This is a genomic window from bacterium (genome assembly GCA_022616075.1).
Classification (GTDB): domain Bacteria; phylum Acidobacteriota; class HRBIN11; order JAKEFK01; family JAKEFK01; genus JAKEFK01.
On record JAKEFK010000255.1, the window covers coordinates 1 to 11099 of the forward strand.

An 11099-nucleotide genomic window follows, 5' to 3' on the forward strand; every position below is an offset into this window, starting at 1 on the left:
GACGTCTCGTCTGCGAAGCCTGCGGCGGCAGTGCAGGCGGGACGCCCGCACTACTTTGTGTTCAAGCCCGCACTAACTTTAGAAGAGAGATTTCAGCGGGGACGGTAAAGCGATGAGGTGGTCCCCAGTAACCGGCGCCACGGTTCACGTAGACCCACATCTTTTCATGTTTGTTCAAACCTTTGTAATAACGTTGTGCAAGTTTCACAACAAGGTTCCATGGAAAGAATTGTCCGCCATGTGTGTGACCGGAAAGTTGCAAATGAAATCCTGCATCGTACGCATCTTTGTACGTGGCAGGCTGGTGAGCGAGAAGAATTTTGATTCCTTGATCGGGGGCGCCTTCGAGAGATTTTTTCGGGTTCGATTCATGCCCGGGAAGCATATGTCCTGCTGAGAGATCCGTAACTCCTGCAATCACCAGTTCTTTTCCCTGTTCGTTGATCACAACGTGTTCGTTTAAAAGAATTCGCGCGCCCAATTTTCGAAACTCCTCAAGCCATTCGCGAACGCCCCAGTAGTATTCGTGGTTTCCGGTAACAAAGAATGTTCCATGTTTGGCCCGCAACGTTGCAATCGGTTCCAAAGCGCTCCGCAACCGCGCCACCGAACCATCCACAAAATCTCCGGTGAGTGCGATTATGTCCGGAGAAAGGCCATTGACCATCTGCACCACCTGTTCGGTGTATTTACGTCCGATTGTAGGCCCCACATGCAGATCCGAGATTTGAGCGATTCTAAAGCCCTCAAGCTCTTCAGGCAGGTTCTCAATAGGAATATCGACTTCGAATATTTTGGGACCTCGTACGGCCTGACTGACACCAATCACAACTGAACCGAGTGTCATCGCGACAACTGCGAGAAATCCTCTTCGCTGCAAATCAACGGCATGATCCGGTCGAAACAATTTCCAGACGCTCAGGAAAAGGTCAACAGCAAACGTGTAGAAGAACAGTGAAGCAAACAAACCCAGTGTTGTGTAGGTAATCCAATGCAAAACAAAGCCTCGCCCGGAATGATCTGGATGAAGTCTGTACAGAAAGGGACCAAGAAGTTGAAGAAACACGAACAGAGCCAGAATCAGCCAGACAACTCCGCGATGATCAGATGCCCAACTGGACCAGCGGATGAACCGCGTTCCTGTGTAGAACGCAAGAATGCAAAGAATGCCCGTTACGATCGAGATGAAAGCTAGAAAACGGGTGCTCATGCACCTGTATTATCGTGCTCTGAGCGCAAAGATGCACAAAGAATTAAGTTTTTGCTGTCTATTGCATGCGTTCGAAGCCGACCAGTTGCCAGCCGGAATCAGTGCGTTTGAAAAACGCGCTGACAGGCTCTTTCCAGGATTCATTCTCCGCAGAAGTTGCGCTGATTTCTACCTTCACAAAAGCGCCTGCTTCCTGCGGCAACCCCGCGGGGGCCTGCAGCTTATTTTCAGCGCCGGTGGCTCCACCGATCTTGTCAGTCTTCCCCGTATTGTTGTCAAACTTGTGCCAAACAGCTTGATACGACTGCGGAGCTTTTCCGAACCCGGTATCCACGGCCGCATTCCCGAAGGTAAGCACACCATCGCTGGAAAGGGCCGGATCGATGACCGGATTAATAGCATTCAAGTAGGTTCGGCCAATCGCATTGCGTCTTTCGATGAGCGCGCTCACCAGAAAGTCTTCCGATGCCTGATCGTTGAACTGACCAGACGTAATTGCAGCGCGGATCATCTCATCTGTAAAAGCAACCACCTTGCGCGCCGCCCAAAATTTATCGTCAGGACGCGCGCGAAGAAACGCTGCATTGGGCGCGCGCGAATACCATTCATCAGGATTCCAATCCGCATTGTTTTTCGGGAACCGTCCTGCGGCGCGCGATTTGAAGAAAGGAGCAGTTCTGTAAGGCTCAATCAGAAAACCAAACGTGACAATGTCCGCTCCGATGTGTCCCTTTTTCTCCACCAAATACTCATAGCCTTCCCAGTATTCACGTGGTTTGATACTGCCACTTCCTAAAGCGGAGCTGAAATCGAGCAGATGATGCCTGACATAGGACTTACCATCGCCTTTGATGAGTGTGTCGAGAGATTGCAACGCTTTGATATCCACGTGATTTGTCCATGCCGCAAAAACAAAATATCCACGCAATTCCCTGCGGTGTTCATGCAAAATCACATCATTGGGATCATCAGGTCGTGTATCGTGCAACCTGAATCCACCGAGCGGTTTGCCTTCGAGCGCTTTGCTCGCGATGACGCGATAAGAACCGTCGGTATTTCGAGCGGCGCGGCGTAACATGTTGTTCACATCACCCTTATTCATTTTGCGTCGTTTGCCCGAGGGTGTCTTGACGGTTGCGTCTTCTGCGATTTGCAAATCCTCGACTCGCATGCTCGCAATGTGCGTCTCGGGAACGTTGAACCCGAGAGCCCAAAATAGCTTTGTAACGGCGACTTCAGTGCCTGTCGCCATTGCCAGATACTTTGGAGGATCAGGTTTGATGAACCACTTAATTCCCGTCCGGTCTTCGATTGTAAATCCCGGAGTCACGCCATCATTTTTGCCGGACACGATCAGCCATGTGCCGGATGCAGGACCATTCGTGGTGTCCGGGCCCTTTGCGACATCCTGAGCTGTGAGCGTTTTCTTGCCGATCCGGTTAGTGAACCAGCTGGAATCTGGCACTTCATCCACAGTATTTATATTCTGCGCCCGAACATTTGGAGTTTTATCACCAGGCTTTGTAAATAGATTTACAGTCAAATCGTAAACCAGATTGATGTCCCACTCTTGCACGCCTGAAGCATCCTGCGTATCCACTTCCTCCCAGACCGGATCGTCAGAGTAGAATTTTGGTTCCGCATTGACAGATGCTACCGCTAAAAGAAAACTGAAAAGGATAAAAATAAAAAGTTGCTTTCTCATGATTGCCTCCTTCAAAATGCTGCTCCGCCGCTAATGATGATCCGCATGCCTTCCGTACTGCGAGCGAGTTCAAGGCGGAGAGCTGATAAATTTGGTCCGTGGAAACGGGCACCGATTCCATAGCTGGAGTGCAAATCTTCGAAATCCAGATCTTCTCTTTCTACCCCAACTTTTCCAACTTCATAGAAAATGGCCATATCCATAAACTTGGATGGTCTCCACCGATACTCACCGGTCAGCAACATCCGGTGATTATCCCGAAAACGGAAGTCGCGGAAGCCGCGAAGCTCCGAACCTCCTCCTAATTTGGGGAGTAGAAAGAAAGGAATAAATTGAGTGTCACCGACAAAGCCGGTGGTGGATATGAGAGCGCGGAAAGCAAGCCCTTGATTCCCGCGAAGAATCGGAACATGTTGAATCAACGTGATATCGGTTCGTCTGAAATCGAAATCTCCGTCCTCGCGATCCTTGTAGTGGGTCCAATCCACGCGATATAAACCGCCGCTCGTTGTGTATCCTGGAGACTCTCTCCAATCAAACTCAGCAAACGCAGTGCCGGTAATGTATTTAAAATCCTGACGAAAGCCTGGCGCCTCGTCGGGTACCAAAAATACATCTTCTAGTGAGGGAACTCGAGCGGAGTTGCCTGTATCTGTTTCATAGCTTTCATAGGAGATGCCGCCTCCCACATGGAGTTCACGCGTGAGATAGATCTCTTCTGTGACTCCGAAGGTAAGGGGAGTAAAGGAATAGGCGGCCTCATCATCCTCATCCGTTTCATTGCCTATACCGAAAAATGCAACTTCATCCGCGTCAACATAATGAGCATTCACCGTTGTTTTCATCCGCCCTGACGCAAACGCAGGAAGCCGGAGTCCCGCATCGAACATTTTATAACCACGAATCGAATACGCGCCGTGAAAATGGTAGCCGCCAGTATCTCCGAAGACATTCCGGTAACCCGCTCCAAGAGCGAAACCGCCGCCCGCATAAGCGCTGCCAAAATACGGGTAAAAACCTGTGGCTGTTCCGGCAAAGCTCTTTTCGAGATTGCTGATCCACTTTTCCGCCTTCGTTGGCTTATATGGTTCCAGCACTTTTGCTTTTTCAGCCTGCTTCGCGGCAAGCTGCGCGGCCCGTGTTTCCGCAAAAACATTTGCGGACAAAAAGAGGGTGATGACCAAAATGAATCCAATCAAGCTTCCTCGGTGTTTCGATGTCTGTTTCATGCAGGCTCCTTCTACTAGGATTTTGCAATTTTAACATTGATCTGCTTTCAATCAACCCCGTAAGATTTACCCCTATCAGATACAATGAGGTGGATGATACAACGCAATCCGCCACCCTCTCGATGGTTTGGATGGAATCAATCCTTTTTACTTTTCTGCTCTTTCTCGCTTTCTCTCAAAGAAAGATCGATCAGGACAAAAATGCCGATCTGTCCGAAACCGAGATTATGAGCTACGTAGAAACTAAATTAGAGATTCTCCAGTAAGCTTCAATCATTGTGCCGCTGAACAATTGTATTTCAGGCTCAACCGGGCAACATGTTCGGAGGCGCCCGTTTTTTCGGTCGCCGACCGGTCGGCTGAGATCACAGATTGCAATGCCGAACAAACGAGTTCAGCATTTTCTTGTTTATCCCCGATTTCTGCCAGCTGAAGATATGCCCAGGGAAGCCGTTCCGGGCGCCGTACGGTCGAACGTAGTGCAATTTCAAGATGCGTCCTGGAATCCTGCCATCGACTTTGATCGAAGAGGACTTGAGAAAGTCCGAAGTGCAGGAGGAATCTCAAACCATAGGGATCCCGGTCCGGCGCTTTTTCGATTCCTTCCTTATATAGCTTGATTGCTTCTTGCTGATTTCCGTCATTCTGCTGAATCAAAGCGCGCGTAAAAGGAACAAGCGCATCTGCTTCTTTTCGATACTCTTCTGTCCAATGGAGGAGTTGAAAGTCCGGATCAATGGTCACTGAATCGACAGCAAAGGGAACATCTAAACTCCAGTTTTGATTTTGCTGACTCACTGTTATTGTTTGATTCAGCTGTTCACCGTTTTTACCGACGATTAGGAGATCCAGGGTCATCCGAAAATAAGGAGACTTCTGAGAAAGTTGAAGCATCAGCCCCCGATTCTCCTGTCGCCATTCCGATTTCCAATCAGGGATTGCAGTCCGATCAAACCATTGCTCAAAAAACCACGCGAGTTTTTCGCCTGACACGTTTTCTGTCTCTTCCACAAATTTTTTCCAATGAATTCTTCCACCTTGATATTTGTCGATAATTGCTTTCAAAACCTTGCTGAATTTTTCGCGTTCGAGCTGCCGGGAAAGCATGTCCCACACGATGAATCCTTTTGAATCGGCAAGCCAGCGCGGCAGAGTTCCATCCGCGGGAAGTTTAGTGAGAGCCTGATCCAGTCCGGCAGCTGCAAGCATAAGATATCCGAACCCTGATTGATCCTGCAGATAACCAGGATAACCCCGGCGTCTGTAGAGTTCCGCTCTGTCAGGTCCATCCAGAAGCTCCACTGCTCGCAAAGAACCGTATTGCGCCATGGCTTCTGTTAAGAGCCAGCGCCCTTCCGGACCTTCCGGCCGCACAAGACCTCCCCACCATTGATGACCGATTTCATGTCCGTAGTAGGCCGTGTTGAATTCTTGATCCAGAAAATCGGTTGTCGCAAGCATGAATCCTTCAAGACTCGCTCCGGCAAAACCCGCGTTATTCGCCTCATCCGGAGGAACTTCCGCGATCGCAAAATCAGGGAACTGATAGTCCGCAAATTCTTCCGAAAGGACTTCAAGCACGCGCGCGGCCTGTTTCAAATAATGGATCATCCGTTCTCCGCGTGGGTGCAGCTCATACAAGGCAACCTTCATCGGGTCTGTGGTTTGTAAAACGGAATATTTCGCTGCGGCAAAGGAAAAGAAAACCGGCTCCTCAATCTTGAAATCAATCTTCCCTTTGACGTTCGTTTTTATTCCGGGAGAGTAGACTGTCCAACCATCAGGCAATAGAAATCTCATGGTTCCGGTACCGCGCAGACCCTTCAATCTGATTCCGTCATCGGTTCGCGGTGATTCTTCCAATTGCGGGTACCATGCACAGCCAATCCCGGCCGCAAAAAAAGACCGGGCCGATCCGGAAAAGATGAAGCGAGTTTTGTCTCCGGTATACGTATAGCTAAAACGCATTACGACAAGAGCGTTAGCCGGAATCTCTTTCTGGGGAGTGATTGTCCATGTGTTTTGTCCCCAGCCGGGCCGGGACCACTCCCGGAGAGTCTTTTTAACTTCCGGCTTCGTTTCAGGGAATGGCTGAAGGAGCTGCACTTGAAAATCCTCAATCAATTCACTCAAAGCAAAGCTCAGCTCGCGCTGTGTTTCGTGTCGAGGTGGAAATTTCATTTCTCCCTGTACCGTCATGATTTTCTGATCGGGAGAAATTTTGATTTCGAGTTTGTATTCAGGTGTAGCTGCCAGTGTAAGAACAGGGATTAGAAAAATGGCGACAGGCAGGAGATTCATGAAATCGATTTTGGCGGATGAGCAAGAAAGAATTCTTGTTCGAAAAAAACAATTTTGGTTAAAACTAACCGCCAAGGCGCCAAGGTCGCCAAAAACCAACAGATGAAACATAAATTCAAAGACTTGGCGTTCTTGGCGGGGCGGTTAGTTTATCTTGACCGAAACATTTTGCGGAAACGACCTGGGGTGCATTGGGTGACATGCTTAAAGGCTTTGGCGAATGCGCTCTGATCCGAAAAACCGGATCGCAAAGCCACTTCGGCGATTTCAAGGTTCGTTGTACGGAGTTTCTGGCAAGCAAAATCAATCCTGACAGAACGCAAATATTCACCCGCCGTGCAGCGATAAAATCTGCGGAAGGTTCGAGAAAGGTGAACCGGATGAACGCCCGCTTCTGCGGCCAGAATTGCGATCGTGAGATTTTCATGAAATGAAGTATGGATGAAGTCTTCGATTTGATTTAGCCAGGCCGGGATTCTCATACTCCCGTGGTCAATTCGCAATGTTTCCCCCAGCAATTCAAATGCAAGGCCGTCCAGAATCAACTCCGATACCGGATCAGGGTCGCAAAGCTCGCGATATATTCTGGTAGTCAATCCCGCAGCCGATCGATTCCTGTTATGTTTCCTCCTGCTCAAATCGACATCCATAACCGACTCGTCGAAATTGAGATGCAGATTGAGACAACGACTCCCGATCGACTGAAAATTGTTCGAGTGAATTTCATCAGCCGGATGAAATATCACGCTGCCCGTGGAACAATCCTCTACTTGCTGATGATGGATCTCTTCATACGCTCCCTGCAAAACAAATGAAACGTAGCTGGAATTGTGACCATGGACAGGCAAATGCAGGTCCGGTTCGTACCGCGTTTCCGTCAGCAGAAAGTGCGTAAGATCCGCCTGTCGAACCACCTGCCCGTGAAGCTCTCCGCGCTGAATATGCATTTAGATTTAGTCTATATTAAGAGTTAAGGAGTTAAAAGTGTTTTTACTAAGCACCTTGATCTGCGCAATGTTCTTCGCGTTTTCCGCGGAAAGTCTGATTGGGACAAGCGCGCCTGAATGGAGCAATGATCGATGGATCAATTCCGGTCCACTTCAGCTGTCCCAACTGCGAGGAAAGGTCATTTTCATTCGTTTCTTTATGGATTCGACCTGTCCTTTCTGTCGCGCCTCCGCTCCACACTTAAATGAGCTCCATGAAACATACAAGGGTCAAGGCCTGGTCGTAATCGGAATGTACACGCCAAAGCCGGAACCCCGGCCAACCGGCACCAGGCTTGTTCAGCAATACGTTAAAGACTACGGTTTCTCCTTCCCGGTTGCTGTCGATGACGATTGGGCTACGCTCAAGAGATTCTGGTTGGATCGCGTTTCTGCCGCAGATTACACATCTGTCAGCTTTTTGATTGACAAAAAAGGAGTGATTCGATTCATTCACCCGGGAGGCGTTTATAGCAAAGAAGATGTCGGCGTGATCAAGAAGAGAATTGAAGAACTAATTTCGCAACGATAATTTTTTTTAAAAAAAGTTTCATTTTGGTCTGGCATTCCGCGCTGTGAAGGCTTAGTATTCGTGTTTGAGATGATTTAGCTTGAGATGATGTTGGCTCAAAAAACCTGCTCACAAACAACTAAGATTTAACCTGGATCGACGGCGCTTTCGCTGTCGACTCCCCTAACTAAAAAAAATCTGATCGAAACCAAAGACGCCCGTCGTCTTTTCAACGATCAAAAAGCAACTTGGAGGGAAAAAATGCTTAGTAAATATGACCGCAACATCGAAGACATCGAAAGAGCCAGAATGGAAGAGCGCTTCTGGTCACCTCGATTCGCAGAACCCGGATTTGTCCAATCCAATCTCTATGGTGAGCCTTATTGGCTCTCACAACTCCGTCAATTGCAACAGCCAGTTCAACAGATCCAGCAGAATCCGTACATGCAACAGTTATCACCCTATCCAACATTCCAATTGAATCCTCAAATTCCACAATTCCACCCGACGTTTCATCCTGCTCTTCCTAATGCTCAGTCCTACTGGGGACAACCATATGAAGGCGTCGCGCAGCAAAGCCAGCCGGTTCGCTTCGCCAGCCGCGCTTTCGGGCGTCCTCCCAGAAACTACAAAAGATCCGATGAACTGATCCGCGACGAAATCTGCAAGCGTTTAGCGATGACACCGGACCTCGATGCTACAGATCTCGAAGTGGTTGTAAGGGATGGCGAAGTCACTTTAAGAGGTACTGTCGATGATCGTTTCGCCAAGCGATTGGTGGAAGACATCACCGAATGCACTTTCGGCGTGCGTGATCTATTGAACGAAATCCGGGGCGGGACCAGGTTTCACGAACCGGAATTGACCGGCGCAACGAAAGGCAAAGAAAAATAGCATTTCGGAGCGGAAATCGTGGAGGCGCGAGCAATCGCGCCCTTGCGTCAAGATCACGGCGGAGGATGCTGACCGTGCTGTCAGGTCACTTTCGAATGATTTTCAAGTTTCTCTCTATTTTTCACAATCGCTCAGGCATGTCCGCAACGACATAGGACATGACAGCGAGAACGGCGACGCAAGCGGCGAGCTCCTGCGGATCAATCTTGTCGAATGTGTCAGCCTCCGTGTGGTGTATGTCAAAATAGTGCGTAGTATCCACATCGAGCGAGGCGCCTGTTACGCCCTCACGCATAATGGGTTCGATATCGACACCATGTCCGTCGGCTGCGATGTGATCGGCGCGGAGGCCACTCAGAAGTTTGCTGATTTCAGTAAAGTCCGAACGCGCCTGAAGCGAAGCTGTTTTCGAAAGACCGAAACCTAGCGGGCGAAAGACTCCGAAGTCGGACTCGATAGCAAGGATATGGTTCTTGAGCTCCGCCCTGTGCGTATCGCGATAGGCGTTGCCGCCGCGCACACCGTTCTCTTCGTTCGTAAAGAAAACGGAGCGAATCGTGCGTCGCGGCCGAAGTCCAAGCACTTTGAGCAACCGGACGGTTTCCCAGGCAACGATACATCCTCCGCCATCATCATGGGCACCCGAGCCTACGTCCCAGGAGTCGATGTGTCCTCCGATCAGGAGTACTTCCCCTGGTTTTTCGCGGCCTTCGATTTCTCCAATAACGTTCGCCGACTCGGCATCGGGTAGAAATTTTGCGCCCATTATAAGATGGAGATGAAGGTCTTCGCGGCGTTTCTGCATCCGCCCCAGGAGCTCCGCGCATTCAATGGTCACCGCCGCTGCGGGGATTTTCGGCTGATCTTTTGCATATTCCAAGGATCCTGCATGAAGCGTCTGCAGACTGACAGGAGCGATCGACCTGGTGAGCGTCGCAACAGCACCGTACTTTGCCGCGCGTGATGGCCCATTGATTCGATACCGAACCGATTCACCATAGTTGGTGAACGGAGCATTATAGACAACGATCTTCCCCCGCACTTTCTTGCCAAGAGCGTCCAACTCGTCGAAGCTTCTCACAACAATTGCCTCAGCTTTGATACCACCGGGTATAGTTCCTACGCTGTTGCCAAGACCCAGCATGGCGAGTTCGTGATTCACAGGTGATATTAGATTCAGGCTTTCCTGTCCGCGAACCCAATGCGGCACCATCACCTTTTCGGCGCGCACATGATCCAGCCCGTCTCGCTTCATCTCGGTGATAGCCCAATCAATGGCGCGCTCAAGCGACACGGAACCGCTAAGCCGGTCGCCAATGCGATCGGTCAACCATTCCAGACGACGATACGCCATATCATTAACAAGTGCTGATCCGATGATACGGGCGCTCCTCTTCCGGTACTCTTCGATCTTCACTCGCGGCGCCGGCAACCGGACGGAATCACTTTTACGTTTCCGATGAGCATGGTTTACTCCGATTTTCTTGCCGGGTTTCATATTCTTTTTGTTTCTCCTTCAAGGTCAGTTAAATCATTTGATTCACTTTGTCTATGCAATGCCACACCTCCGGTGACCAGTAGAATGCCGAGTATCTCATAGACAGTCGGCGTCTGACGCAGCAAGAGGGTCCCTATCACTACGGCGAAAGCAGGAAGTAACGCTAGAAATAACGAGAATGTCGCGCGCGGAAGTCGTGCCATGGCCAATTGATCGCAAACGTAGGGAATCACAGAAGAACAGATTCCGACACCTATGCCCGCCAGCAAAAGGCGCGGATGCTGGAATGCAGGAAGGGCGCCCGTGATACCTATAGGAATCACCGTGATCAAGGCAATCAGCATAGCCATTCCCAGGCGGTCAATTCCTGCTGCGCCCCCACCCTGGGCAATTCGATGCCCAAGCACCACGTATAATACGAAGAACGCGCAATTGGCAAAGGCGAAAAGATAGCCGAGCGGCTCACCGCCGAACCCGATTCCTGTCAGTATCCAACCGCCGCCTGCTGCTAGCATTGAGGCAACAATATTACGGAACGTCCGGGCACCGAAGGTTGCCAGAAAAATCGGTCCGATAAATTCGATTGCACTTACCGTGCTGAGCGGCAGTCGGCTGATAGCCTGGTAGAAGCACACATTCATGAGGCCGAGCGTTACCCCCAGCGCGAACAAATTGCACAGTTGCGAACGGGATTGCCTGGAGAGGCTCCTCCACGGTCGACGCCACAGAGCGAAGAGTGCTGCAGCGCTGGCTATACGGATCCAA

Annotated in this window: 9 protein-coding genes; 2 read left to right on the top strand and 7 right to left on the bottom strand. The window is 50.0% G+C overall.

Features of this window, described 5'->3' with window-relative positions:
* Nucleotides 1-61: 61 nt before the first annotated feature.
* From L0156_21085 to L0156_21105, 5 genes are all read right to left on the bottom strand, one after another.
* On the bottom strand, nucleotides 62-1210 hold the full coding sequence (locus tag L0156_21085; GenBank protein MCI0605486.1) for a metallophosphoesterase: 1149 nt from the start codon (nucleotides 1208-1210) through the stop codon (nucleotides 62-64).
* A gap of 58 nt (nucleotides 1211-1268) precedes the next feature.
* On the bottom strand, nucleotides 1269-2915 hold the full coding sequence (locus L0156_21090; GenBank protein ID MCI0605487.1) for a hypothetical protein: 1647 nt from the start codon (nucleotides 2913-2915) through the stop codon (nucleotides 1269-1271).
* Between the two features lie 11 nt (nucleotides 2916-2926).
* Nucleotides 2927-4144, bottom strand: a complete 1218-nt coding sequence (locus L0156_21095; protein MCI0605488.1) for a hypothetical protein — start codon at nucleotides 4142-4144, stop codon at nucleotides 2927-2929.
* Nucleotides 4145-4417: 273 nt separating this feature from the next.
* The gene (locus L0156_21100; protein ID MCI0605489.1) at nucleotides 4418-6445 is read right to left on the bottom strand and encodes a hypothetical protein; all 2028 of its coding nucleotides are present in this window, start codon (nucleotides 6443-6445) and stop codon (nucleotides 4418-4420) included.
* A 149-nt stretch (nucleotides 6446-6594) separates the two neighbouring features.
* The gene (locus L0156_21105; protein ID MCI0605490.1) at nucleotides 6595-7392 is read right to left on the bottom strand and encodes an AraC family transcriptional regulator; all 798 of its coding nucleotides are present in this window, start codon (nucleotides 7390-7392) and stop codon (nucleotides 6595-6597) included.
* 37 nt (nucleotides 7393-7429) lie between these two features.
* On the opposite strand from L0156_21105, the gene L0156_21110 reads away from it, so the two are divergent.
* Together L0156_21110 and L0156_21115 are read left to right on the top strand one after the other, a co-directional pair.
* The gene (locus L0156_21110) at nucleotides 7430-7963 is read left to right on the top strand and encodes a redoxin domain-containing protein (protein MCI0605491.1); all 534 of its coding nucleotides are present in this window, start codon (nucleotides 7430-7432) and stop codon (nucleotides 7961-7963) included.
* Between the two features lie 240 nt (nucleotides 7964-8203).
* Nucleotides 8204-8836, top strand: coding sequence for a BON domain-containing protein (locus tag L0156_21115; protein MCI0605492.1), 633 nt, complete (start codon nucleotides 8204-8206; stop codon nucleotides 8834-8836).
* A gap of 121 nt (nucleotides 8837-8957) precedes the next feature.
* On the opposite strand, the gene L0156_21120 is transcribed toward L0156_21115, so the two are convergent.
* Together L0156_21120 and L0156_21125 are read right to left on the bottom strand one after the other, a co-directional pair.
* Entirely contained in the window at nucleotides 8958-10334 is a 1377-nt protein-coding gene (locus tag L0156_21120; GenBank protein MCI0605493.1) for a M20/M25/M40 family metallo-hydrolase, read from the bottom strand.
* A partial coding sequence (locus L0156_21125; GenBank protein MCI0605494.1) for an EamA family transporter occupies nucleotides 10331-11099 on the bottom strand: 769 nt, incomplete at its 5' end. The genes L0156_21125 and L0156_21120, both read right to left, overlap by 4 nt.

What these genes read in the sequence shown, in the direction of transcription:
- L0156_21090 (MCI0605487.1), bottom strand. Translation starts at nt 2,915, where the DNA reads ATGAGAAAGCAACTTTTTATTTTTATCCTTTTCAGTTTTCTTTTAGCG.
- L0156_21115 (MCI0605492.1), top strand. Translation starts at nt 8,204, where the DNA reads ATGCTTAGTAAATATGACCGCAACATCGAAGACATCGAAAGAGCCAGA.
- L0156_21120 (MCI0605493.1), bottom strand. Translation starts at nt 10,334, where the DNA reads ATGAAACCCGGCAAGAAAATCGGAGTAAACCATGCTCATCGGAAACGT.
- L0156_21085 (MCI0605486.1), bottom strand. Translation starts at nt 1,210, where the DNA reads ATGAGCACCCGTTTTCTAGCTTTCATCTCGATCGTAACGGGCATTCTT.
- L0156_21105 (MCI0605490.1), bottom strand. Translation starts at nt 7,392, where the DNA reads ATGCATATTCAGCGCGGAGAGCTTCACGGGCAGGTGGTTCGACAGGCG.
- L0156_21100 (MCI0605489.1), bottom strand. Translation starts at nt 6,445, where the DNA reads ATGAATCTCCTGCCTGTCGCCATTTTTCTAATCCCTGTTCTTACACTG.
- L0156_21095 (MCI0605488.1), bottom strand. Translation starts at nt 4,144, where the DNA reads ATGAAACAGACATCGAAACACCGAGGAAGCTTGATTGGATTCATTTTG.